The following is a 24,413-nucleotide window of genomic DNA, read 5'->3' as shown; positions in this document are numbered from 1 at the left end:
CTCGTCACGCTGACGGGATGAGTGTTTCACGCCACCGCGGCTAGGCTGACGCCATGGCCGAGCTTCACATCGCACAGGACGACCACGCCGACGAGATCATCTCCGAGCACCCGTTCGGGCTGCTCGTCGGCATGCTCCTGGACCAGCAGATTGCCATGGAGGTCGCCTTCGCCGGCCCCGGCAAGATCTACGACCGCTTCGGCACGCTTGATCCCACCGAGATCGCCGCGATCGACCCCGACGAGTTCATCGCCCAGTGCACGACTCCCCCGGCCATCCACCGCTACGGCAAATCGATGGCCGAGCGTGTGCAGAAGCTCGCCGCCGCCATCCGCGACGAGTACGACGGCGACACGACGAAGATCTGGGCCACCGACGACCCGAACGAACTGCTGGGGCGCCTCAAGAACCTGCCCGGCTACGGCGACCAGAAAGCACGCATCTTCGCGTCCCTCCTCGGCAAGCAGCTGGGCGTCCAGCCCGACGGCTGGCGCGAGGCCATCGGCCCCTACGCCGAAGAGGGTTCCTTCCGCTCCGTCGCCGACGTCGTCGACCCCGACTCGCTGCTCAAGGTCCGCGAGACCAAGCGCGAGATCAAGGCTGCAAAGAAGGCCGCCGCGAAGAAGGACTGACCGCCCTACTGGCTACGTTGTGCGCTGCTGGCCGCGGCATGCCGCAGCCGAATCCGCAGAACGTTCCCGCCTGACGGGCCCGCCCGTATTCATCGGGCGAGGACAGCGCACGCGTCATGCTGGCGGCGTGCCTGCCTTGCGCACACCGACGGCGAACTGCACCGTCGTGCCCTTCCGCGCCGTCAACGTCACCTTCAACCCGGGCGCCGCCGTCGTGACGGTGTCCAGAGTTCCGGGGTCACCGTCGCACTCGTACGGGTGCGAGAACGTCTGCTCGATCGTGGCGCCCTCGATCGCCTCCGTGTACGACGCCGTCGCCTCCAGCCCACCGCCCGTGCAGGCGACCACAACTTCCATGGGTCCGCCCGTCACGTGGGGGAAATCGAGGCTCTTCACCCCGGACGCCGAGCCCTTCTCGATCGTGAGGAAGCTCTGCGGGTGGCCCAACACGTTCTCCCGCAGCCCCGACGCCCCGGCCGCAGGCTTCGCCTGAGCGTCGTCGCCGAGCACGACCGCCTTGGGCGTCGTGTACTCCGGGTGGTCCTGATCGCGCGCCCACTCGTCCATCGAGCAGCCCGAAAGCAACGCAGCCACGAGCGCGGTCGTCACCGTTGCAGTAACGCGAAGTGAGCGGAGGTTCGCCATGAGATCTCGTTCTTCCTTGCGGCGGACCGCACGGTGTCCGGCGGGCAGCCGAATCACTTCAACGTAACGGCGTCACACGATTCGAGGAAGAGTTGCCGCCGGAGCAATTCGGTAACGAAACAGGCGTGGCGAATCCGTCAGCCGCGCAACCACACGGCCAACCCGGCGCATCCGCACGCCCAGAGCACGCTGACGAACGTGCCGATGATGAAGCGTTCCGCCACCGCCGACTTCTCACCGCTGCGCAGCTCCGGGTAGCGCCCGAGACCCTTCACGGCCAGGACGATGGCGATGGCCTCCGGCCAGTTCGCGACGAGACCCGCGAAGATCGCCAACCGTTCGAGCGCCCCGATCCATGCGCCGCCCCGCAGGATGCTCCCGGCCTGCTCGACGCCACCCGTCGCCTTGCCCGACACAGGTTCCGGTGTCTCGGCGTTCGGCTCGGAAGCCGCCGGTAGCTGCTCGTGAACGCGCCGGTCGTCGACGAAGCGGAAGACCAGCTGCGTGACGAACCCGCCCGCCACGACGGCGAGCACGCCGAAGAGCGCGACCACCAACACCGCCCGTGCGTCCATGCCCTGAACGCTAACGTCCAACACCGACAACCGGGCGAGCTCAGCCCAAAGCAGCCGTCAGCGCACGCACCGCGAGCGCCTCCCCGGCGTCGGCTTCGACGACGGCCGCGGTGCTCACTCGCTGGCTGACGGCGGACGCCGTCACGCCGAGGCGAGCCGCGATCTCCTGACGCGACAAGCCCTCGGCGACGAGGTCGGCAACCTCCCACCCGGCTGCGGTGCGGCGCCGCCAGACGAAGGCCAGCAGGTCGAGGGCGGCGCGCGCATCGTCGGCAGCGGCGCTGGCCTCGGCTCCCCCGACACGCGTCACGACGGCGAGATCCTGCGCACCTCCTCGGGATTCGTTGACGGCGGCCCGGGCCGCGACGAACGCGGGCCCGTTCGCGGCGCGAACGTCGTCCGGCACCGGGGTGTCGACGGGCCCGATGCCGAGACCGACCCGCCACCCGCCCTCGCGGACGAAGAGACGCACGGCGCTCACGGCATCGGCCGGGTCGGCGATGAGCGCCTGGACTTCGTCACCCGCCGTGCGCGCGAAGGCACGGGACCTACCGCCGAGCGTCAGGGATTCGAGGGCTGTGAGCATGGCCGGAACACGGTCGCCCCGAGAACTACTGCGGATCTGGTCTGCCGTGACGACGATCATCGCCCCACCGCTCGATTTAGTCATACGACTAAAGTAGCAGCAATTAAGCCTCTGGACTAACTCTTGGCGGCTTCAGTCGACAGCCTGTACCGGCGGAACGATGGCACGAGCACGGCGATCGCCACCACGGAGACGAGCACGAGGACACCACCGATCCACGCTGCCCGACCGGCCCCGAACGCCTCGGCGCCCGCCCCGTGGACGACATCCGCGATGCGCGGCCCACCCGCAACGACGACGAGGAAGACGCCCTGCAGGCGACCGCGCACCGCGTCGGTGGCCGCCGTCTGCAGCATCGACGTGCGGAACGCCGCCGAGACCATGTCCGCCGCGCCACCGACGACGAGGGCGCCGAACGCGATCCAGAACAGGATGTCGAGCCGTCCGTTCGCGAGCGCCACCGCTCCACCGAAGACGACGACCGCCCCGCCCCACACGGCGACGGCGGCGAGCACCGCCACGCCGTGCCGCTGCACGCGCGATACCCACCCGGAGAACACGCCGCCGAGCACAGCACCGACCGGAATGGCCGCGAACAACCACGCGAACGCGAAGCCACCCTCGCTCGGTCCGCCGAACGACTCGTGTGCGATCTGCGGGAACTCCGCACGCGGCATACCGAAGATCATCGCGGCGAGATCGACGACGAAGCTCGCCATGAGCACCGGATGGCGTGAGAGATACCGCAGCCCGTCGACCACGGACGTGAAGCCGGCCACCGTCACCTCGCCCAGCGGACGCATCGCCGGCAGGTTGACGACGGCCCACATCGTCGCGAGCAGGCACAGCGTGTCGGCGGCGTACATCCACGAGAACCCGAGCACCGGAATGAGCGTTCCCGCGACGAGCGGCCCCGCGATGCCTCCCGCCATCGCCACCGTCATGAGGAGTGAGTTGGCCGCCGGCAGGAGCTCGGGTGGCAACAGCCTCGGCAGAGAACTCTGCAGCGCCGGCTGGTGGAGCGCGAAGAAGATCTGCTGCACCGCGAACAGGCTGAGCAGCAGCCACACGTTGATGCCGCCGACGGCGGCCTGCGCCCAGAACAGCGCGCTCGTCACGATGAGCCCGGTCGTCGTGAACATCAGGATGCGACGCCGGTCGTGCGCGTCGGCGAGCGAGCCTCCGTACAGGCCGAAGACGATGAGCGGCACGAGACCGAACAGGCCCGTCAGGCCGACATAACTCGAGTCACGCGTCTGCGCGTAGATCTGCGCGGGCACCGACACGATCGTCAGCTGCGCACCGATGACCGTGACGATGTCGGCCAGCCACAACCGCCGGAAGGCGGGAACCTTGAGCGGGCGCGTGTCCGCGAGAACGCTGCGGGCACGCGCGAGCCTGCTCGCGGTCATGCGTCGATGCGCTCCAGGTCGAGCTGGTGAGCCGACGAAATGATGAAGTCCTTGCGGGGCGCCACGTCGCTGCCCATGAGCAGGTCGAACACCTGCTCCGCCGCCTCGGCGTCGGCGAGCGTGACGCGACGCAGCGTGCGGTGACGCGGATCCATCGTCGTCTCCGCGAGCTGGTCGGCGTCCATCTCGCCGAGACCCTTGTAGCGCTGCGGCTGCTTGAACGTGCGGCCCTTCTTCTCCCACGCGCTGACGACCGAACGCATCTCGGCCTCGGAGTAGGTGTAGATGACCTCGCCCTTGGCCCGGCCGCTCGCGTTGAGTTCGAGACGGTGCAGCGGCGGCATGGCCGCGTACACCCGACCGGCCGCGACGAGCGGGCGCATGTAGCGGAAGAACAGGGTGAGCAGTAGCGTGCGGATGTGGGCGCCGTCGACGTCGGCGTCCGTCATGAGGATGATCTTGCCGTAGCGCACCATGTCGAGATCGAAGCTGCGCCCCGAGCCGCCACCGATGACCTGGATGATCGAGGCGCACTCGGCGTTCTTCAGCATGTCGCCGACTGACGCCTTCTGGACGTTGAGGATCTTGCCGCGGATCGGCAGCAGCGCCTGGTACTCCGAGTTGCGCGCCGCCATACCGGTGCCGAGCGCCGAGTCACCCTCGACGATGAACAGCTCCGACTTCTCGCCGTCGGTGGAGCGGCAGTCCTTGAGCTTGCCCGGCAGGCTCGAGCTCTCCAGCGCCGTCTTGCGCCGCTGCGTCTCCTTGTGCTGACGCGCACTGATGCGCGACTTCATCTCGGCGACGACCTTCTCCAGCAGGAGCGCCGACTGCGCCTTCTCGTCGCGCTTCGTCGACGTCAGGTGCGCCGTGAGCTCCTTCTCGACGACCTTCGCGACGATGGCGCGCACGGCGTTCGTGCCGAGCACCTCCTTCGTCTGGCCCTCGAACTGCGGCTCCGCCAGACGCACCGTGACGACGGCCGTGAGGCCGGCGAGGACGTCGTCCTTCTCGACCTTGTCGTTGCCGACCTTGAGCTTTCGCGCGTTGACCTCGAGCTGCTTCTTGAAGACCTTCATGAGGGCCTGCTCGAAGCCGGTGTTGTGCGTGCCGCCCTTCGGCGTCGCGATGATGTTGACGAAGGAACGCACCTTCGTCTCGTACCCCGTGCCCCAGCGCAGCGCGATGTCGACGCCGCACTCACGCTCGACGTCCTGGCTCGTCATGTGCCCGCTCTTCTCGTCGAGCACGGGCACCGTCTCGGTGAAGTGACCGCTGCCCTGCAGACGCCACACGTCGGTGACGGCCGCGTCGGCGGCGAGGTAGTCGGTGAACTCGCTGATGCCGCCGTCGTGGAAGAAGACCTGCTCGTGGGGGCCGTCGGCGCCCGGCGTCTCGGGCAGGCCGCGCTCGTCACGGATGACGAGGGTGAGGCCCGGCACGAGGAAGCTCGTCTGACGCGCACGCCCGATGAGCTGCTCGTAGTCGAACTGGGCGCTCTTGAGGAAGATGCTCGTGTCGGCCCAGTAGCGCACGCGCGAACCGGTGACGCCGCGCTTGGCCTTGCCGACGACCTTGAGTTCGCTGCCCGACTCGAACGGGCTGAACGGGTTGAGCGGGCTTTTGCCGTCGGCGTCGTCGAAGACGCCGGGCTCGCCGCGGCGGAAACTCATGCCGTACGTCTTGCTCGCACGGTCGACCTCGACGTCGAGACGAGCGCTCAGCGCGTTGACGACCGACGCGCCGACACCGTGCAGACCACCCGACGCGTTGTACGAACCGCCGCCGAACTTGCCGCCCGCGTGCAGCTTCGTGAAGACGACCTCGACACCCGAAAGGCCCGTGCGCGGCTCGACGTCGACGGGGATACCGCGGCCGTTGTCGCGCACCTCGACGGAGCCGTCGGGCATGAGGATGACCTCGATGCGGTCGCAGTAGCCGCCGAGCGCCTCGTCGACCGAGTTGTCGATGATCTCCCACAGGCAGTGCATGAGACCGCGCCCGTCGGTGGAACCGATGTACATGCCCGGGCGCTTGCGTACGGCCTCGAGCCCCTCGAGCACCTGGAGGTGACGAGCGGTGTAGGTCTGGTTCTCTCCTTGCGACACCTGGGAATCTCCTTGAAGTTCGCGGGGGACGCCGCAGACGGCGCACCCGTCACCGTACCCGAGAATCCGCGGGTTTCCGGGCCGCCACGCGGTGATCCGACGCTCACTGCGCACCTGCGGCGCAGGCCGAATCACAACGATGTGGCTCAGGAGTCGGAATTGGGCTTCTCGGGAATGTCCGCCCGTGACAGACTGTTGTCGATTCCGAGAAACGATGCTTCGGGCATCGTTCGTAGGACGCCGCTGGTGCCCTTTCAGGGCATCCCGACGAGAGGATCGATATGACCACGACGATGGAACACACGATGACGGCCGCTGACCGCTGCGATCGCTGCGGAGCCCAGGCCTTCATCAAGGCGGTCATGTCGGGTGGACTCGAACTGCGCTTCTGCGGCCACCACGGCCGCGAGCACCTCGACAAGCTCAAGGAGGTCGCCGTCGAGGTCATCGACGAGACGCCCCGCCTGAGCGAAGAGGTCTGAGCAGCACACTCCCGCTGACGCCGAACGGCCCCGGTCACCCGCCAGGGGTGCCGGGGCCGTTCGCGTGCCTGCACGCGGGGAGCGTTCTTACTGGTTCGGCTCGCGGCTCGGCTGAGGGATGATGAGTCCATGGAACTGACGACGACGATCATCGCCGCGCTCGTCATGGCGGTCGGCATCGCCGGACTCATCGTGCCCGCGCTGCCCGGCCTGCTGCTCGTGCTGGGCGGCGTGCTCATCTGGGCGCTCGGCAACTCCGGCCCCACCGCGTGGACGGTGTTCGGCATCGCGTGCGTCCTCGCTGCGATCGGCTACGTCGTGCAGTACGTCGTGCCGGGCCGCCACCTCGGCCGGGCCGGCATCCCGAAGCGCAGCAGCCTCGTCGGAGTGATCTTCGGCGTCATCGGCTTCTTCGTCATTCCGGTGATCGGCCTGCTCGTCGGCTTCGTTCTCGGCGTCTTCGTCGCCGAGATGGCCCGTCAGCGCCGCACGAACGAGGCGTGGCGCTCGACGAAGGTAGCCGTCAAGGCCGCCCTCATGTCGGTGGGAATCGAGCTGCTCGCGGCACTGATCATTGCCGTCGGATGGGCCTGCGTGGCTATTCCGATGGCTCTGTGACTGGCCTGTGACGAGGCGTCCCTACCAGCCCTGGCTCTCGCGGCGGCGACGATCCCAGCGCTCTTCGAGACGTTGCATGAAGCCGCTGTTGCTCGCGCCGCGAGCGGGCTTCGCCTTTGCCTTCCCGGAGCCCGGGAATCCACCCTGGACGCTCGGGAAGCTGCGTCCGGCACCGCCCGAGCCGCCGGCGCGCTGCGCTGACGAGGAACCGACGACGTGCAGGTCAGGACGCTGGTCGGCATCCGTGCCCACCGCGTAGGTGACGCCGAAGACCATGCCCAGGAAACCGATGGCACCCAGCCAGGTCTGACGGGTGGTGACGGCGAGGACGACGAGCGCGAGACCCGCCGCGAGGGCAAGCACACCGAGCAGGACACGACGGCGACGTCGTGCGCGGTTCGGGTCGGAAACCATGGTCGACGCGAACTTCGGGTCCTCGGCGGAAAGCTGCGCCTCCAACTCTTCGAGAGCGCGCCGTTCCTGTTCTGACAACGGCATGGGAGCCTCCGGTTCGACACTCGCGGCGCATTGGTGCGCCACGCATGGTGTGCTGGCATTGTCTCGTTCATTTGTAGCACTTCGGGACGTTGCTCGTGGCCACCCGCGAGGGGCGAAGAATCGACCGCTCATCCCACGAGACTCGCCGGTCTCACGATGCCCGCACCGAACCGCGCGCTGGCGCGGTCAACGGCGCGATCGGCCTCCTGCCAACCGAACTCGCGCTCCCCCAGCTTTCCCTGCCGGGAGGTCAGCCGTCGGTCGGTGAGCCCCTGCACCCGCACCCCGACGAGGCGGATGCGGGCCCGCTGCAGCCCGAGGGCGTCGAAAAGCTGGGCGGCCACGGCGTAGACCTCACGACTGACGTCGGTGTGCTCACTCAACGTGCGCGAGCGCGTGATCGTCGTGAAGTCGGAGAAGCGCACCTTGAGCACCACCGTGCGCCCGGCCACCTCCGCCGAGCGCATACGCGCCGCGACGCGGTCGCTCAGCTTGAGCAGGTGCCGCTTGATGAGGACGGGATCGTCGAGATCCTCACCGAACGTCTCGTCCGAACCGATGCTGCGTTCCGGCTCGTGCGGCACGACCCGACGTTCGTCGTGGCCCCACGCAAGGCGGTGCAGCGTCGTACCGCTCGCCTGACCGAGGGAACGCACGAGCGTGCGCTGCGGCAGGTGCGCTATGTCGCCGACGGTGCGCAACCCCAACGTGTGCAGCTTCTCCTGCGTCGAGGCGCCCACGCCCCACAGTGCCTCCACCGGCAGCGGGTGGAGGAAGTCGAGCACCTCATCCTGACGCACGAGACGCAGCCCGTCCGGCTTCGCACTCGTCGAGGCCAACTTCGCGACGAACTTCATCGGCGCCACCCCGACCGAACACGTGATGCCCTGCTCGTCGGCGACGGCGTCACGCAACTCGTGCCCGAGCGCCGCCGCAGACTCCGGCCCGTTGCAGACACCGCCGACGTCGAGGAACGCCTCGTCGAGCGAGATCGGCTCCACGAGCGGCGTGACCTGCGAGAACAGGTGCATGATCGAGCCCGAGATCTGCGTGTAGAGGTCGTAGTCGGGCGCGAGGACGACGGCGTCGGGGCACAACCTGCGCGCACGCCCCATCGGCATACCCGAACTCACCCCGCTGCGCCTGGCCTCGTAGGTGGCCGAGAGCACCACGCCCCGCCCGGCGCCGCCGACGATGACGGGCTGACCGAGCAGATCGGGGCGCTCGATGAGGGACGCCGACGCGTAGAAGGCGTCCATGTCGATGTGCAGGATCATCTGCCCCACCCTCCTGAACTTCCGGGGCTCGCGTGCCACAGCGACCGCGGAGCCTCACCCTGACCGGGAAGCTGCGCGCGACCTCCCGAGACCGTCTCGCCGGCCGGTTTGATGTCGGCGTACGGCGACTGTTTGAACCCTGAGGAGTGCACGAGCATCCGGCGTCCGCGAGCGCCGCCGACGCCCTCTGCCTCCGGTGGGGCGACGCCGACAAGGCTGCTCACGCCGTCAGCGCCCGCCTCGCTCCACGCCTGCCACACCGCCGTGAGATCCCACGCGCCGGTGGCCCGGATGGAGACGCCGTGTGGGCCGGTACGCCGCACGACACCGCGCACGAGGAGCATCCACGAGTGGAAGACGGTGTCGGCGTACGGCCCCTGGACGTCTTCGAAGAACGTGGCGTCGGCGGGGCCGGTGCCGTCGTCGAGCGTGAGGAAGATGACGCGCCGTCCCGAACGCACCGGCGGGGTCTGCGTGGCCACCTTGATGCCCGCGCACCAGACTTCCTGCCCACCCCGCAGGTTCACGAGATCGGACGCAGCGCTAAGGCCCAGGTGCCGCAGCATCGGCGCATAGAACTCCATGACGTGACCGCTGACGTCGAGACCGAGGATGTCGAGTTCGGCACGCACCTTCTCCGCCGGCGTGAACTCGGGAAGGCCCGAGCCCTCACCGTCGACGGCTCCGTCGACGAGGTCGAGGACGAGTTGAGCACCCACCGGATCCTTCGCCCCGGGGCGGCGCCCCTGCGCCTGCGCCCTGGCGGCTTCCACCGGGTCGAACGTGAAGAGCCCAGCCTCCCCTGGCGCTTCGCCGGCACCTGGGCTCGACTCACTCCTCTCGTCTGCGTTGTTCGACGACGGCCTGGTCGCGAGCACCTTCTGCCCGCGCGGACGCCCCCGCGACGTACCGCGCAGGTGCCAGCGCTCGAGATCCTCCAGTTCGAGCAGGAGGTCGCGTCGGGTGAGAGCGCCTCGCCCTGTGCGAGCACCGAAGCCGTACAGGCTGTCGAAGGCGCCGACGAGCACGAGACGTTCGACGCTCGTGCGCGTCAGGCCGGCCCGGTTCCACACGTCGCTCAAGCTCGAGTAGGGCTGCGCCGCGACGAGGGTTTCGATCTCCCGCTCGCTCATGCCCTTGACGTCGGCGAACCCGATGCGCAGACCGAGCTTTTCGGAAGCCTCCGCGCTCGGGTCCGGTTCGTCGGAGCCCGGGCCGTCGGGGAGGCCGACCGAAGCACCAGCATCGTTGTCACTGCCCTCCTCGGCGCTGCCGCTCACCCGCTCCACCCGGTACTCGCCCCGCGAGGCGTTGATGTCGACACCGAGCACGGGCACGCCGAACGTGCGAGCGTCGGCGAGGATGAGCCGCTTGGGGTACATGCCCGGGTCGTGCGTGAGCACACCCGCGACGAACGCCGCGAGGTGATGGGTCTTCAACCACGCCGACTGGTAGGTGGGCAGCGCGAACGCCGCCGCGTGGGCCTTGCAGAAACCGAAGGACGCGAAGGCCGCGAGCACCGCCCAGATGCGTTCGCGCTCGCCCCGCGTATACCCGCGGGCCTTGGCCGCGGAACGCCACCACTGCTCGATCTTCTCCTGCCCCGTGGGCGAGCCCATCGCCCGACGCACCTCGTCGGCTTGGGCGAGCGTCACCCCCGTCGTCTCGGCGACGATGCGCAACACCTGCTCGTGGAAGACCACGACGCCGACCGTCTCCTCCAGCGCCGGCCGCAGGCTCTCGTGGAGGTACTCCGGCTCACCCCAGCCCTGACGCACCCGCAGGAACGGGTTGATCATGTCGCTCTTGACCGGGCCGGGGCGGAACAGCGAGATGTCGATGATGAGGTCTTCGAAGGCCTCGGGAGCGAACTTGCCGATGAGTTCACGCTGCCCGGGCGACTCGATCTGGAAGCACCCCAGCGTGCGCGTCGAGCGGATGAGGTCGAACGTCGCCTCGTCGTCGAACGGGACGCACGTCTCGTCGTCGAGGTCGACGACGACGCCTTCGACCCTCTCGATCTCGGCCACGGCGTGCGCCATCGCCGACTGCATTCGGATACCGAGCACGTCGAGCTTGAGCAGCCCGAGGGTCTCGACGTCGTCCTTGTCGAACTGGCTCATCGGGAAACCGAGCCAGCTCGCCTCCATCGGCGTGCGATGGCCGAGTTGCGCGTTCGACAACACGACGCCGCACGGGTGCAGCGCGACGTGCCGCGGCAGACCGTCGAGTCGCTCGACGAGGTCGAACAGTCGCTCCAACTCGCTCGAGGCGAGACCGCGAGCCCGCAGCTCCGGCAACTCCTCGATGGCCTGGCGCGCATTGCGCGCGGCGATGTGCGGAAAGGCCTTCGCAATGACGTCGACGTCGACCGGCGGCATACCGAGCGCAGCGCCGGCGTCACGGATGGCGTGACGCACCCGGTAGGTCTCCGCCATCGACACACACGTGACCCGCTCGCCGCCGAAGCGCTCCATGATGCGTTCGTACATCTCGGTGCGCCGCGCCGATTCCACGTCGATGTCGATGTCGGGCAGTGACGCCCGAAGCGGCGTGCAGAAGCGTTCCATGAGCAGGCGATGCCGGATCGGGTCGACCCCGCTGATGCCCAGCAGGTAGTTGATGAGGCTGCCCGCGCCCGAACCGCGAGCAGCGACGCGCACACCGGCGTCACGGATGAGATCGCACACGATGGCCACCGTGAGGAAGTAGGTCGGGTAGCCGAGGTGGCGCACGACCTCGAGTTCGTCGTCGAGTCGCTCTTCGACGGCGGCGTACTCGGTTGCCGAGAGGTGGCCGTAGCGAGCGGGCAGCGCGGCGCGGCAGCGCTCGGCCAGAGCGCGCTGGGGGTCGACGCCGTCCAGGTCGAGCACCTCCGGTTCCGGAAGATGAACTGCACCGATGCCGATGTCGTGGAACGGATGCTGCACGCAGAGCTCGGCCAACCGTGACGTCGCGCCGACGAGGTCGAGGGCCGCGCTCTCGTCGCCCGCAGCCTGCGCGAGTTCACGTGCGATCTCGAGCATCTCGCTCTCGGGGAGCAGATGCCCTCGCGTGCTCGTGCGGTCGAGGTGCCGCAGGTCGAGCGCCACCATGCGCCGCGCCGCGTCGAGCAGATCGGCGGTGACGGCCTCGTCGGCGTCCGCGTGCCTCACCCAGCCGGTGAGCACCGCGGGCACACCGCACGCACGCGCCAGCGCCCACAGGTCGAGCGCGTGCCGTCTGCTGGCCGGCGTGCCCGGCGCCCCGTCGTGACAGGCCACCTCGACTGCGAGCGCCCCGTGCGGCAGCGCAGCACGCCACTGCTTGAGCAGCTGCTCCGCCGCGGCAGGACGTTCGGCGAGCAGCGCCTGCCCGACGTCGGAGGCCGGGCCGAGCAGCACGGTGAGTGCCGGGGCACTGTTGCCTCTGCCCGCCTCCTCGACAGTGACGAACCGCGCGATCCGTTCACGCGACGTGCGCGCGGCACTGCGCTCCCCGACGAGGTGAGCGTCCGTGACGAGACGGCACAGCTGCCCCCAACCGACGCCCTTGGCGAGCCCGCTGGCAGCGCCACGAGCCAGAACGGTGACGCGAGGCCCCCGGTCGTCGACGGCGGCCCCGCCCTTCGCGGGGGTGCGCCGCGGGCGGGACGAGATGGTCGGCGTCGGTGGCTCGAGCGCCAGGTCGACGCCGACAACGGGTTCGATGTCGTGATCACGGCAGGCCTCGACGAACTTCACCATGCCGTAGAGACCGTCACGGTCGGTGAGCGCCAGACGCTCGTAGCCCAACTCGTGTGCCCGCTCGACGAGACGCTTCGGCGGTGTGGTGCCGTAGCGCAGCGAGAAGGACGACGCGACGTGCAGATGGGTGAACTGCACCGACCTCACCCCACCGCGACGGGGGTGAGCCGCAACGCCGAAGCATCGGCGGCAGGCAGACCGACGTGGACGAGCACGGCGTCGAGGAAGAGCTGGGCCTGCCGGACGAGGTCGTCGGCCTCTCGCACACTCACCCCGGCCCCGCCACTCTGGGCGACGGCGCTGCGCTTGCCGCACTCAGTGAAGAAGCTCGCCCACTCCCCGAACTCCGGGCGCTGACGAGCCAGCGCCTCCCACGCACTGCGCGGACGTGAGCCGAGCGAACGCGGCGCCACCTGAGCCAGAAGGGCGGCAGCCGCCCGCAACGCAGCGAGTTGGGCCCTCGTGTAGCGCTCGGACGTCGTCGTGGCCGAGCAGGCCTCGATCAGGGCAGCGCGCGAACGGCCCAGAAGATCGAACAGATCGCCGGTGAGTGCTTCCGCGGGCGCACCCGGACCCGTTGCCGTCGTCGTCATGACATCTCCCTCTCGCTGCACACTTCGTCGAACCTGCACATCAGTCACTGAGCCGCTCGAGCGACCACCCGGAGCGCGCATGCGCCAGGTCGAACACCCCGAGGCTCGGGCTCGCCCCCGCACTCGCCTCGACCCGCCACACCCGACGTTCGGCGTCGTACACGCCCTGCTCCCCCATCGGCAGGCGCCACCACGGCGTTGCCTCACGCCAGCTCTCGAGCACCCCCGCGACTCGATACCTGCGTCCTCGCCAGACGAAGACCTCGGGCGCGCTCGCCTCTCCCGTGTCCACTGTGGTCACCTCGACGCTCTCGGCGTATCCGCGCATCTCGCCACCTCACTTCACTCGGGTGACGACCGCGTCGTCACCGCCGGATGGTTCGCTGTGACTGTGACGGTGAGCGACGACGCAACGAACGTCGGAACAACGGCACAGCACAAGCCCGTTCTTTCGAACTCATGTTCGATATGGTGACACTAGAACGCCCCGGCGACAACCCCCAGATTCCGCGGAATCGGAGCGACCGCGTAGGCTCGGTGGGAGTCGCTTGCCGGAAGGATCGAGACGTGCCCAACTCCGCGGACGCATCGCAGTTGCTCGAACGCATCCAGCGCACCGTCGACGCCGAAGTCGCCCACCAGCGCGAGGTTCTCGCCCCCCTCGGCGACGAAACCGATCTCATGGTCGACGCCATCGCTTCCCTGCTCTCCGGCGGCAAGCGCGTGCGTGCGTCGTTCCTCTACTGGGGCTACCGCGCCGCCGGCGGCGCCGACAGCGACGCCCTCGTGCGCGCCAGCGCGTCGATGGAGCTCTTGCAGGCCGCCGCGCTGCTGCACGACGACGTCATGGACGCGAGCGACACCCGCCGCGGCATGCCGGCTGCCCACCGGGCCATGGCGAACGCCCACCGCGAGCGCGGCCTCACCGGCGACGCCGACCGCTTCGGCGAGGCCGGCGCCATCCTCGCGGGCGACCTGTGCCTCACCTGGGCCGACGAGATGTACGCGACGAGCGGTCTACCCGCCGACGAGGTTCTTCGCGGACGTCGGGTCTTCGACCTCATGCGCACCCAGCTCATGGGCGGGCAGTTCCTCGACGTCCTCGAGGCCGTGCAGAACTGGGAAGGGCTCGCCACCGACGAGCGCATCACCCGCGCTCTGCGCGTCATCCGGTACAAGAGCGCGAAGTACACGATGGAGCACCCCCTGCTCATCGGTGCCACCTGCGCCGGCGGCGACGACGCCACTCTCGAAGCCCTCTCGCGCTACGGTCTCGCCCTCGGCGAGGCCTACCAGCTGCGCGACGACCTGCTCGGCGTCTTCGGCGACCCGGCACAGACGGGCAAGCCGGCCGGTGACGACCTGCGCGAAGGCAAGCGCACCGTCATCGTCGCTCACCTGCTCGACGACCTCTGCGTCGACGACCGCGCGTTCTTCGACACCCGCTTCGGCCACGACGACCTCGACACCGACGAGATCGAGCGTTTCCGCGCGCTCGCGATGAGCACCGGCGCCGTCGACGCCGTGGAGCAGCGCATCACTCAGGGAGCCGACGAAGCGCGCGCCGCGCTCGAGTCGCTCCGCGAGTCGATGCCGACCGAAGCGTTCACCGCTCTGCACGACTTCATCGGGACGACCACCGCTCGCTCCAGCTGAGCCGCCGCGCCGTCAGGGCAGCAACGTCAGAACGCCTCTTCCATGGCACGCTTGCGCACCTCGGCCTTGCGGCCCGCACGCAGCATGTCGATGGGAGCGCCGTCGATCGGCAACGTCTCGTCGGGCGTGCACAGCCAGCGAATCGCTTCCTCGTCGCTGAACCCCGCGTCGGAGAGCACCGTCACCGTGCCCATGAGAGGTGTGACGACCGCACCGTCCTGAACGAAGGATGCCGGCACCGCGACGACATTGCGCTCCCCCACGCGCGCGGCGACGATCTCGCGATCGGCGATCATCTGACGCACCTGGCGCAGCGACATGCCCAGCTCCTCGGCGAGGTCGGGCACGGTGAGCCAGTCACCGACAAGTGCTTCGAGTTCCGTGTGCGTTGCGTCATCCACGACCCCAAGATTGCCAGACGGGAACGCGTTACCGCATGTCGGCCAGCGCACCGGGGCGAGCTTCACCCCTTCGGGCGCGCCTTCGCAGGACGAGCCACGCCACCACCTAGCGTGTGAGCCATGCCTCTCACCTACGACGTCCCCGTCGCACTGCACGCGGCGCCGCCTGCGCACGTTCAGCCGGGCCGAGCTCACGCGCAGTTCGTCAAGGGAGCCGCGGAGAGCAGCCCTGCTGCGGAGAAGAAGCCGACCCGCAAGGTCAAGAACGTCACGATCCGCCCCGGGGACTCGGTCTACGCCATCGCGCGAACCCACTCCTCGAGCGTCGCGGCCATCGTCAAGGCGAACCCGAACATCGAGTTCCGTCGTCTCGTGCCGGGCACCGTCCTCAAGGTGCCGGTCCCCGCCTCGGCCCCGAAGGCGACGAAGCCCGTCAAGAAGCAGCCCGTCAAGAAGCCGTCGAAGGCCACGAGCGCGAAGCCGGTCAAGAAGCCCGCAGCAAAGCCGGCGAAGAAGCCCACGAAGAAGGCCGTTCGTCACACGAAGAGCGTCACCGTGCGCCCGGGCGACTCGCTCTACACGCTGACCCAGCGTCATCACGCGAGCCTGGCAAGCGTCATCAAGGCGAATCCGGGGCTCGACGCGCGTCGTCTCCACGTCGGGTCTCAGGTCAAGATCCCCGTTGCCGGTGTCACCTCCGCCGCGAAGCCGGCAAAGAAGCCCACCACGAAGCCTGCTCGCAAGCCCACCTCGAAGGCCCATGCCGGTGGCTACGCACCCAAGCCGACGCACGTCGTCAAGTACGCCGGCACCTCTGCGGCACGGCGCTACCCGGCCTCCGCTGTCGCCTCGGGTGATCGTCACCGTCAGCAACTCGCGCAGGCGAACCTGCCGAACCAGGCCCAGATCCGTTCGATGATCGTCGCCACCTCCAAGCGCTACGGGGTCGACCCGACGCTCGCCCTCGCCATCGGCTGGCAGGAATCGGGGCACCGCCAGAGCGCCGTCTCCGTCTGCGACGCGCTCGGCACGATGCAGGTCATGCCGGCCACCGGCCGTTGGGCGGGCGACCTCGCAGGCCGCAAGCTCAACCTCATGGACCCACAGGACAACATCACGGCAGGCGTCGTCACTCTGCGCTTCCTCACCCAGCACGCCAACAACCGCGACGAGGTGATCGGCTCCTACTACCAGGGCCTCGGCGCTGTCCGGAAACACGGCTTCTACCCCGACACACGCCAGTACGTCAGCAGCGTCAAGGCGCACATGAAGCGCTTCGGCGGCTGACGCAGCCGGGCGCCAGGCACGCTCCGTGTCCTCACCTGACGACCCGCAGCGTTCAGCGTTCTTCCTGCCCCGCCACCTAGACTCGCCACCGTGACCACCTCGCACGCCGATCCCCTCATCGGCCGCACCGTCGAAGGGCGCTATCGCGTCCTCGAGCATCTTGCGGACGGTGGCATGGGCAGTGTGTACGTCGCTCGAGACCTCCGCCTCGATCGGGAGGTCGCCCTCAAGGTCTTGCGGGCCGACCTTGCGCGTGACCCCGTCTTCGTCGAGCGCTTCCAGCGTGAAGCCCGCGCTGCGGCGCGACTTGCCCACCCCCACGTCGTCGCAGTGCACGACCAGGGGCAGGACGCCGATGTCGTCTATCTCGCCATGGAACTCGTGCGCGGTCGCACGTTGCGCGACGTCATTCGCGACGGTGACAGGAGCGTGGGTGAGCAGCTCACGCTCTTCGAGCAGCTGCTCGACGGCCTCGCCGCCGCCCACCGGGCCGGCTTCGTGCATCGCGACATCAAGCCGGAGAACGTTCTCATCGACGCTGCCGACCGGGTCAAGGTCGCCGACTTCGGCCTGGCCCGCGCGGTCACCGGAAGCGGTGTGAGCGTGGACAGCGAAGTCCTCATCGGCACGGCGTCGTACCTGTCGCCCGAACAGGTCGAGCCGTCGAGCTTCAGCCCCTCGGGCACCCGTTCCGACGTCTACTCCGCGGGACTCGTGCTCTTCGAGATGCTCACGGGTCACCGCGCCTTCGACGGCGACCTTCCCGTCCAGGTGGCCTACCAGCACGTGCACGGCACGATGGCGAAGCCCTCCGAGATCCTGCCGGAGCTCACTGCCGCCTTCGACCCACTCCTCGCCCGGGCCTGTTCCAAGGAGCCTCAGGAGCGTCCCGACGACGCCGAGGAGTTCAAGACCGAAGTCACCAGGCTTCGCGCCGAACTCCCCGACGACGTTCTCGACGTCCCGGTACCGCCGGCCCCGCCGTCGTCACTGACGACGAACGCCGACACCCAGCACACCCGCGTCTCCGCGGCCGCCGACGGTACGACCGCGCCGGTCGCCCGAGCCTCCTCTGCAGCCGAGGCTCCCGACTCCCCGCTCGTCACCCGCCAGTACGGCCCCCAGTCGACGACGGCCCTCCCGAGCCGCGCCACCGTCGTCGAGAACGAGCGCCCGCGCCGTTGGTGGCCCTGGGTGCTCGCCGTCGCCGCACTCGTCGTCGCCGTCGTGGCGGCCATCGCGTTCACCGTCGGCCCCCTCGGCCCGCGCACCGTTCCCAAGGTTCAGGGTCAAGCTCAAGGTCAGGCCGTTTCGACCCTGCGGAGCGCAGGCTTCGACGTCAAGGTCCGCACCACCGAGTCCGACACCGTGCCCACGGGGCAGGCTGTGCGCACGACACCCGAAAGCGGAGCGTCGCGCCGTCCGACGAGCGATGTGACGCTCTGGGTCAGCACCGGCCCCCGCATGGTCGACGTCCCCGATACCGCGAACGCCACGCAGGACGACGCGCGCAAGACCTTGGAGAGCAAGGGGTTCAAGGTCGCTCGCGTCGAGAAGCAACACTCCGACATCGAGAAGGACAAGGTCGTCGGCACCAACCCCGCAGGTGGCAGCCGCGTGCGTCACGACACCCCGATCACCCTCATCGTGAGCGACGGACCGGCCGAGGTCGACGTCCCCGATGTCTCCGGATCGTCCGAGGACGATGCGAAGCGTCAGTTGGAGGCGCTCGGCTTCTCCGTGACGACAACGGAGGACTACGACCCGGACATCGAGTCGGGCAAGGTCGTCTCCACCGACCCGAGCAGCGGCACGGCCGCGCGGGCAGGAAGCACCGTCACGCTCACCGTGTCCAAGGGACCCGAGATGGTTGACGTCCCGGATGTCGTCGGCATGAGCGCAGCCGATGCCCGCCGCACGCTCGAGGACGCCGGATTCGACGTCGACGGCGGCTCGTGGCTTGACGATCTCCTCGACGGCACCGTCTCCAGCCAGTCGCCCGAGGGCGGCTCCGGCAAGCAGGCGCCCAAGGGCTCCACTGTCACGCTGAACTTCTGAGGCGGCTCCTCGACAAACGCCGAACGCGCTCGCCCCTCGTCGGGGCGAGCGCCGTTCGGCGTGAAGCGGTCGTTGCTCAGGCGTTGCGTGCACCCAGCATCTCGGCCACCAGGTAGGCGAGCTCAAGGCTCTGCTGGTGGTTGAGGCGCGGGTCGCACGCCGACTCGTAACGGCTCTCGAGGTCTTCGTCACGCACCTCGACGCTGCCGCCGAGGCACTCCGTGACGTCGTTGCCCGTGAGCTCGACGTGCAGGCCGCCCGGCACCGTGCCGGCCGCTTCGTGCACCTCGAAGAAGCCACGGACCTCGTCGACGACGTCGTCGAGGCGACGCGTCTTGTAGCCGCTGGAGGATTCGAACGTGTTGCCGTGCATCGGGTCGGTGATCCACAACGGCGTGGCGCCCTCGGCCTTGAGACGCTCGACGATGGGCGGCAGAGCCTCGCGGATCGTGCTCGCACCCATGCGCGTGATGAACGTCAGACGGCCCGGCTCACGCTCGGGGTCGATCTTGTCGATGATGCGCAGCAGGTCGTCCGGGTCGGCCTTGGGACCCACCTTCATGCCGACCGGGTTCGAGATGCGGCTGATGAAGTCGATGTGGGCGCCATCGATCTCGCGGGTGCGTTCACCGACCCACAGCATGTGTCCCGACGTGGCGTACGGGCGGCCCGAACGGGAGTCGGTGCGCGTCAGCGGACGCTCGTAGTCGAGCAGCAGCGCCTCGTGGCTGGAGAAGAAGTCGACCGCCTTGAGGGCGTCGAAGTCGGCACCACAGGCCGCCATGAAGCGCATCGCCCGGTCGATGTCCTTGGCCGTCTTCTCGTAGCGCGAGTTCGCGGCGTTGGCGATGAAGCCCTTGTTCCACTCGTGCACGTTGCGCAGGTCGGCGAAACCGCCCTGCGTGAAGGCTCGCACGAGGTTCAGCGTGGCCGCGCTCGTGTTGTACGCCTGGAGCAGACGGTCCGGGTTCGGACGACGAGCCTCCTCGGTGAAGGCGAAGTCGTTGACCATGTCACCGCGGTAGGCCGGGAGCGTGACGTCGCCACGGGTCTCGGTGTCCTTCGAGCGCGGCTTCGCGAACTGGCCGGCGATGCGGCCCAGCTTCACGACCGGCGTGCTCGCGCCGTACGTGAGGACGGCCGCCATCTGGAGGATCGTCTTGATGCGGTCGCGGATGTTGTCGGCCGTGGCCGAGGCGAACATCTCCGCACAGTCGCCACCTTGCAGGACGAAGGCCTCGCCGCGGGCTGCGGCGGCCAGACGGGTGCGCAGATCGTCACACTCGCCCGCGAAGACGAGCGGCGGATAGCTGGCCAGGTTCTCCGAAACACGTTCGAGCGAGCCGTCGTTGGGCCACGTGGGCTGCTGCTTCGCCGGAAGCTTCGGCCAGTCGAGGCCCACGGGACGGGTCGTAGTCGAAATGGTCTGGGTTTCGGGGGTGGTACTCACCCTCCAAAGCCTATGACCGCTGTCCAATCCTGCGCATCTCAGCCCTTTTGCTGAGACGGAGTCAGGAGCGCTCGCTCGCTTCCTCACCCGGTGCCTCGGCCACCGGCTGAATCGTCTCCGTGGTCACGTCGCCGGAGGAGTCGGGGGTTTCTGCTGACGCGGCTGCGTCCGTGTTCTTGCCCTTGTCGGCGTCGCTGCTCTTGCGCGGCAGGCGTGAGGCGGCATCCTCGATGACGGAGGTGGCGCTGCCCTGGATCTCCTTGGCCACGTGAACCGCGCCCTCACCGATGGTGCGAGCCTTCTCGGCAACGGACTTCTTGCGCGATGCGGCGTACTCGTCGACGTACTCCTGGCCCGACAGGAGCATGAGCTCGTACATGATCTCGTCGGTGATCGAACGCAGGACGAAACGGTCGGCGCTCATACCCTCGAAGCGCGAGAAGTCGAGCGGAACACCGAAGCGCACGTGCGGCTGCGCGTAACGACCGAACTTCTCACCGGGAGGGGCCACCGTGTCGGTGTCCATGAGTGCCACCGGGATGACCGGCGCGCCACTTTCCAGTGCCAACCGGGCCACGCCCGTCTTGCCCTTGTAGAGGCGGCCGTCCGGCGAACGCGTGCCCTCGGGGAAGATTCCGAACAGATCGCCCTCAGCGAGGATCCGCTTGCCCGTCGCGAGTGCCCCCGCGGCCGCCGAACCGCTCGTGCGGTCGATCGGCACCTGGCCCGTGCCCGAGAAGAAGCTCTTCTGCATGCGGCCCCTGACGCCGGGCGTGGTGAAGTACTCGGACTTGGCGACGAACGTCACGCGACGGTCGAGCACGAGCGGCAGAAAGAGCCAGTCGGAGTACGACAGGTGGTTGATGGCGAGGATCGCAGGCCCCGAATCCGGGACGTGCTCGAGCCCTTCGACGGTCGGGCGGAACACCGTCCGCAGCGCCGGGCCGACGAGAACTCGCTTGAGGAGCCAGTAGAGCACGGGAGAACTTCCTGTTGGGCGTGAGAATCCGATGTCACTCTAGTCGGTGTGACCTATGACGCGTAGCCCGTCCGGGCCGCGGCGTTACCCCTCTCGTGCCAGGATGTGGGCATGCAGCTCGACGATCTCCGTGGCAGCGCTGTGCCCGCGCGCCGCAACCGCGTTCGATGACGAACGGGCAGCCCGACGAGGCCCGCGACTGGGACGCGGAGTTCGAGGCCATCGCCAAGAGCCTGCGGCCGCAGTCGGATTCCTCTGGCGACGAACCTCGTGAGATGCCCCCGGCGAGTCGCCACCGGTTCGACCACGGCTTTGCCGAGCCACCCAAGGACAACTCGCGGGGCGACAGCGCGTCGTCGTCGGCCACGGACGACGACTCCCCCGTTCCGGGTTTCCGTGACCAGTGGCGGCTGCGTGACGACGCGCCCTCGCTGCCGAACCTGAACACGAATCGACCTCTTGGGGACCCTCCCGAACTCGAGGACGACGACGACTTCGTCCCACCCGAGCCGACGCCCCTCGACAGCGACGACCCGGCAACGATCGTCATGTTGGGCTGCCTCGTGCTGGGCCCGTTGTGGCTGCTCTACCTGCTCTTCTTCGACCGCAACGCCGCAACGCTGTGGTGGAGCCTCGCCGCGCTCATCACCGCAGCCGGCTTCGTCATGGCCGTGGCCCGACAGCCGAAGTCACGCGACGAGGACGATGACGACGACGGGGCGCGCGTCTGAGGCTCGTCAGGCGATGACGGCGTCGACGACGAGCGGGCGATGGTCGGTCGCGACCTTCATCTGCTCTTCGACCGCGGACATGTCGACGGCCGTCAGCGTCAGCTGCGGCGAGGCGTAGATGAAGTCGATGCGCTTGTGCGGGTCGGCCGCGTTGAACGTGTTGATGCGCGGGCCCGCGTCGAGCAGACCGTGATGCTTGAACTCGCGCCCGGCGGGGCCGTTCTCGAGCTCGTTGAAGTCGCCGGCGATCGCCCACGGCAACGTGTGGTCGAGGGTCTCGTCGCCGAGCAGTTCACGCGCGTGTCCACCGCGCAACGCTCCGTAGAGCGACAGGTGCGTGCTGATCGCGACCCACGGCTTCTCACCGGGCAACGCCACCTCCGCCCATGCGTAACCGCGCGGCTCCTGCGGACGCGGCACGGAGTACAGGCCGTGACCGCTGCGACGCACCTCGACGCGCGGCGACGTGATGAGCGCGGTGCTCATGCGATGACGCTTGCCGCCGCCCCAGACCATGCCGAGGCTCTCGGCGAAAGCCGCGACCTTGTGGTTCGAGAACGGGTGACGCGGCATCTCCTGCAGGCACAGCACGTCAGGTCGCGCGTGCTCGATGACTTCGTGCAGCGCGGCGCGGTCGTCCTTGAGGCCCCGCACGTTGTAGCTCATGAGTCGTACCGTCATGCCACGTTTCCTTTCACGGCGCTGCGGGCGAGGTCTGCGGCGCCGACGAGGCCGGCCTCATTGCCGAGTTGCGCCTGGGCGATGCGGGCCTCCGGGCGGTAACCGCGCCCGGGCAGTTGTTTGCGGAAGGCCTCACGCGCCGGGCCGAGCAGCATGTCACCGGCGGCGGAGACTCCACCGCCGATGACGAAGGCGCTCGGATCGAACGCGCTGGCGAGGTTGGCGAGGCCAGTGCCGAGCCACGTGCCGATCTCGGCGAGAAGCTCCGCGGCGGTGGCGTCACCGGCCGAGGCGGCCTCGGTGATCATCGGACCGGTCAGCTTCGTCAGGTCGCCGCCGAGGGTGTCCGCGATGTCGTGAGCCATGGGCGATTCGGCGGCGAGCAGCGAGCGAGCTTCGCGCACGAGCGCGTTGCCGCTCGCATACTGCTCCCAGCAGCCGCGGTTTCCGCACTCGCAGCGCAGGCCGCCGGGCACGACCTGCATGTGGCCGAACTCCCCCGCGATGCCGTACCTACCGCGCTGGATCTCCCCGTCGAACAGCACGGCGCCGCCAATTCCGGTTCCCAGGTTGACCATGACGAGGTGGCTCTCACCGCGCACGGCACCGAAGCGCCACTCGGCCCAGCACGCCGTGTTGGCGTCGTTGTCGACGAAGACGGGGTGCGTGCACCGCGCGCGCAGGTTCTCGCGCAGCGGCTCGTTGCGCCACGACAGATGCGGGGCGAAGACGACCGTCGAGCGATCCGCTCCGACGAAACCTGCCGCGCCGATGCCGACGGCGGAGACGTCGCCGAGCGAGTCGCGCTCCGCGACGGCGTCAAGTTCGTCGACAACGCTGACGAGCAGGTCCTCGACGACCGCCGCTTTCGTCGAGCGGTGTGGGGTGTCGCGACGGGCGCGGGCGATGACGTTGCCCTCCTCGTCGACGAGACCGCCGGCCACCTTCGTGCCGCCGATGTCGATACCGATCGCGAGACTCACGCGCGTCCTTCCCTTGCCAGTGCTGCGGCGCCGATGACGCCTGCGTCGTTTCCGAGCGTCGCGACGCAGAAACGAGCCGCGGGGCGGTGCCCGCCGCCGGTGAGTTCCTCGGCGAACGCGACGCGTGCGGGCTCGAGGACGAGGTCGCCCGCTTCGGCGAGACCTCCTCCGATGACGAAGAGCTGCGGGTCGAGAATCGCCGCGAGCGACGCGGCGCCCTCGCCCAGCCAGCGTCCGATCTCGGCGAGTAGCGCCACCGCCGCCTCGTCACCTTCCTGGGCGGCCTGCGTCACGTGAACGCCCTTGAGGTTCTCCGGCTTGCCGTCGCACAACTCACGCAGACGCTTTCCCTGCGGAGTCCCCTCGTCGACGAGGGCCCGCGCGTCGCGAACGAGCGCGCTGCCGCTGGCGTACATCTCGAAGCAACCTCGGTTGCCACAGCCGCAGAGGTGTCCGTGCGGGACGACGCGCATGTGGCCGATCTCGACGCCGACGCCGTGGCTGCCGCGGAAGACCTCGCCGCCGAGCACGATGCCTCCGCCGACACCAGTGCCGAGCGTGATCATCACCATGTCGTCGACGTTCTTGCCGCCGCCGTAGCGGAACTCCCCGTACCCGGCGGCGTTGGCGTCGTTCTCGATGACGACGTCGTGACCGGTGGCCTCCTGGAGCTGGGCGCGCAGCGGCTCGTGGCGCCACGCGATGTTCGGTGCGAAAAGGACCGTCGCCCCCTCACGATCGATGTAACCGGCGCACGCAACCCCCACCTTGGGCGTCTCGTCACCATGGGCTCGCGCCTTCTCGGCAAGCTCCCCTATGAGGTCGACCGTGCCGGTGATGATGGCCTCGGCGTCCTGCGCAGGCGTGTCACGGCGTGCCTGCTCGACGAGTCGGCCCTCGGCGTCGACGAGACCGCCGGCGATCTTCGTTCCGCCGATGTCGATACCGATGCTCACGCTCACGTTGTGCCCTTCATCCCGCGGAGCCACTCGGGCGACCGCACGTGCCACCAATCCTGAACGGCTCCGCGACGGTG

Annotated in this window: 23 protein-coding genes; 7 read left to right on the top strand and 16 right to left on the bottom strand. The window is 68.9% G+C overall.

What is annotated here, in order from left to right; all coding sequences use genetic code 11:
- Positions 1 to 53 precede the first annotated feature (53 nt).
- Positions 54 to 632, top strand: a complete 579-nt coding sequence (locus D1832_RS13950; RefSeq protein ID WP_118914913.1) for an HhH-GPD-type base excision DNA repair protein — start codon at positions 54 to 56, stop codon at positions 630 to 632.
- Positions 633 to 746: 114 nt separating this feature from the next.
- On the opposite strand, the gene D1832_RS13945 is transcribed toward D1832_RS13950, so the two are convergent.
- From D1832_RS13945 to D1832_RS13925, 5 genes are all read right to left on the bottom strand, one after another.
- Positions 747 to 1,277: a hypothetical protein gene (locus tag D1832_RS13945; RefSeq protein ID WP_118914912.1), complete on the bottom strand. Its 531-nt coding sequence runs from the start codon at positions 1,275 to 1,277 to the stop codon at positions 747 to 749.
- A gap of 137 nt (positions 1,278 to 1,414) precedes the next feature.
- Positions 1,415 to 1,852, bottom strand: coding sequence for a hypothetical protein (locus D1832_RS13940; protein WP_241511023.1), 438 nt, complete (start codon positions 1,850 to 1,852; stop codon positions 1,415 to 1,417).
- A gap of 40 nt (positions 1,853 to 1,892) precedes the next feature.
- The gene (locus tag D1832_RS13935; protein ID WP_118914910.1) at positions 1,893 to 2,522 is read right to left on the bottom strand and encodes a SatD family protein; all 630 of its coding nucleotides are present in this window, start codon (positions 2,520 to 2,522) and stop codon (positions 1,893 to 1,895) included.
- 32 nt (positions 2,523 to 2,554) lie between these two features.
- Positions 2,555 to 3,850 carry an MFS transporter gene (locus D1832_RS13930; protein WP_118914908.1) on the bottom strand — a complete coding sequence of 432 codons (1,296 nt, stop codon included), beginning with the start codon at positions 3,848 to 3,850 and terminating at the stop codon, positions 2,555 to 2,557.
- Positions 3,847 to 5,958 (bottom strand): DNA gyrase/topoisomerase IV subunit B, encoded by a 2,112-nt coding sequence (locus D1832_RS13925; RefSeq protein ID WP_118914906.1) that lies wholly within the window; start codon positions 5,956 to 5,958, stop codon positions 3,847 to 3,849. Before D1832_RS13925 ends, D1832_RS13930 begins: the two co-directional genes overlap by 4 nt.
- Positions 5,959 to 6,239: 281 nt before the next feature.
- On the opposite strand from D1832_RS13925, the gene D1832_RS13920 reads away from it, so the two are divergent.
- Together D1832_RS13920 and D1832_RS13915 are read left to right on the top strand one after the other, a co-directional pair.
- Entirely contained in the window at positions 6,240 to 6,440 is a 201-nt protein-coding gene (locus D1832_RS13920; protein WP_082128775.1) for a DUF7455 domain-containing protein, read from the top strand.
- 129 nt (positions 6,441 to 6,569) lie between these two features.
- On the top strand, positions 6,570 to 7,058 hold the full coding sequence (locus D1832_RS13915) for a DUF456 domain-containing protein (RefSeq protein WP_118914904.1): 489 nt from the start codon (positions 6,570 to 6,572) through the stop codon (positions 7,056 to 7,058).
- A 21-nt stretch (positions 7,059 to 7,079) separates the two neighbouring features.
- On the opposite strand, the gene D1832_RS13910 is transcribed toward D1832_RS13915, so the two are convergent.
- The 5 genes from D1832_RS13910 to D1832_RS13890 form a co-directional block, all read right to left on the bottom strand.
- On the bottom strand, positions 7,080 to 7,556 hold the full coding sequence (locus D1832_RS13910) for a DUF3040 domain-containing protein (RefSeq protein WP_118914902.1): 477 nt from the start codon (positions 7,554 to 7,556) through the stop codon (positions 7,080 to 7,082).
- A 128-nt stretch (positions 7,557 to 7,684) separates the two neighbouring features.
- Entirely contained in the window at positions 7,685 to 8,833 is a 1,149-nt protein-coding gene (gene dinB / locus D1832_RS13905; protein ID WP_118914900.1) for a DNA polymerase IV, read from the bottom strand.
- Entirely contained in the window at positions 8,830 to 12,696 is a 3,867-nt protein-coding gene (locus D1832_RS13900) for a DNA polymerase III subunit alpha (RefSeq protein ID WP_118914925.1), read from the bottom strand. The genes dinB and D1832_RS13900 overlap by 4 nt, the downstream gene beginning before the upstream one ends.
- 5 nt (positions 12,697 to 12,701) lie before the next feature.
- Positions 12,702 to 13,151 carry an SAV_6107 family HEPN domain-containing protein gene (locus D1832_RS13895; protein WP_118914898.1) on the bottom strand — a complete coding sequence of 150 codons (450 nt, stop codon included), beginning with the start codon at positions 13,149 to 13,151 and terminating at the stop codon, positions 12,702 to 12,704.
- A gap of 40 nt (positions 13,152 to 13,191) precedes the next feature.
- Entirely contained in the window at positions 13,192 to 13,479 is a 288-nt protein-coding gene (locus tag D1832_RS13890; RefSeq protein WP_118914897.1) for a DUF6504 family protein, read from the bottom strand.
- A 239-nt stretch (positions 13,480 to 13,718) separates the two neighbouring features.
- Here D1832_RS13890 and D1832_RS13885 point away from each other — a divergent pair, with 239 nt between their 5' ends.
- Positions 13,719 to 14,807 carry a polyprenyl synthetase family protein gene (locus tag D1832_RS13885; RefSeq protein ID WP_118914895.1) on the top strand — a complete coding sequence of 363 codons (1,089 nt, stop codon included), beginning with the start codon at positions 13,719 to 13,721 and terminating at the stop codon, positions 14,805 to 14,807.
- A gap of 26 nt (positions 14,808 to 14,833) precedes the next feature.
- Here D1832_RS13885 and D1832_RS13880 read toward each other — a convergent pair whose 3' ends face one another.
- Positions 14,834 to 15,208 (bottom strand): Rv2175c family DNA-binding protein, encoded by a 375-nt coding sequence (locus D1832_RS13880; RefSeq protein WP_118914893.1) that lies wholly within the window; start codon positions 15,206 to 15,208, stop codon positions 14,834 to 14,836.
- Between the two features lie 120 nt (positions 15,209 to 15,328).
- On the opposite strand from D1832_RS13880, the gene D1832_RS13875 reads away from it, so the two are divergent.
- Together D1832_RS13875 and pknB are read left to right on the top strand one after the other, a co-directional pair.
- Positions 15,329 to 16,495, top strand: coding sequence for a LysM peptidoglycan-binding domain-containing protein (locus tag D1832_RS13875; RefSeq protein WP_118914892.1), 1,167 nt, complete (start codon positions 15,329 to 15,331; stop codon positions 16,493 to 16,495).
- A gap of 90 nt (positions 16,496 to 16,585) precedes the next feature.
- The gene (pknB, locus tag D1832_RS13870) at positions 16,586 to 18,553 is read left to right on the top strand and encodes a Stk1 family PASTA domain-containing Ser/Thr kinase (protein ID WP_118914890.1); all 1,968 of its coding nucleotides are present in this window, start codon (positions 16,586 to 16,588) and stop codon (positions 18,551 to 18,553) included.
- Positions 18,554 to 18,629: 76 nt separating this feature from the next.
- Here pknB and D1832_RS13865 read toward each other — a convergent pair whose 3' ends face one another.
- Both D1832_RS13865 and D1832_RS13860 read right to left on the bottom strand, forming a co-directional pair.
- Positions 18,630 to 20,003 (bottom strand): class II 3-deoxy-7-phosphoheptulonate synthase, encoded by a 1,374-nt coding sequence (locus D1832_RS13865; protein WP_415557343.1) that lies wholly within the window; start codon positions 20,001 to 20,003, stop codon positions 18,630 to 18,632.
- A gap of 61 nt (positions 20,004 to 20,064) precedes the next feature.
- On the bottom strand, positions 20,065 to 20,982 hold the full coding sequence (locus D1832_RS13860) for a lysophospholipid acyltransferase family protein (RefSeq protein WP_118914889.1): 918 nt from the start codon (positions 20,980 to 20,982) through the stop codon (positions 20,065 to 20,067).
- Positions 20,983 to 21,149: 167 nt separating this feature from the next.
- Between D1832_RS13860 and D1832_RS13855 the strand changes: the two genes are divergently transcribed.
- The gene (locus tag D1832_RS13855; protein WP_118914888.1) at positions 21,150 to 21,713 is read left to right on the top strand and encodes a hypothetical protein; all 564 of its coding nucleotides are present in this window, start codon (positions 21,150 to 21,152) and stop codon (positions 21,711 to 21,713) included.
- A 6-nt stretch (positions 21,714 to 21,719) separates the two neighbouring features.
- On the opposite strand, the gene D1832_RS13850 is transcribed toward D1832_RS13855, so the two are convergent.
- From D1832_RS13850 to D1832_RS13840, 3 genes are read right to left on the bottom strand one after another with little or no spacing between them, the layout of a single operon-like run.
- Positions 21,720 to 22,394: an endonuclease/exonuclease/phosphatase family protein gene (locus D1832_RS13850; protein WP_118914887.1), complete on the bottom strand. Its 675-nt coding sequence runs from the start codon at positions 22,392 to 22,394 to the stop codon at positions 21,720 to 21,722.
- The gene (locus D1832_RS13845) at positions 22,391 to 23,377 is read right to left on the bottom strand and encodes an ROK family glucokinase (protein ID WP_118914886.1); all 987 of its coding nucleotides are present in this window, start codon (positions 23,375 to 23,377) and stop codon (positions 22,391 to 22,393) included. The genes D1832_RS13850 and D1832_RS13845 overlap by 4 nt, the downstream gene beginning before the upstream one ends.
- A complete protein-coding gene (locus D1832_RS13840; protein WP_118914885.1) occupies positions 23,374 to 24,339 on the bottom strand; it encodes an ROK family glucokinase in 966 nt (321 codons plus the stop codon). Before D1832_RS13840 ends, D1832_RS13845 begins: the two co-directional genes overlap by 4 nt.
- Between the last annotated feature and the right edge of the window lie 74 nt (positions 24,340 to 24,413).

This window comes from Dermacoccus abyssi (assembly GCF_003515945.1).
Lineage (GTDB): Bacteria > Actinomycetota > Actinomycetes > Actinomycetales > Dermatophilaceae > Dermacoccus > Dermacoccus abyssi.
This window is presented reverse-complemented; position numbering and strand designations above follow the sequence as displayed.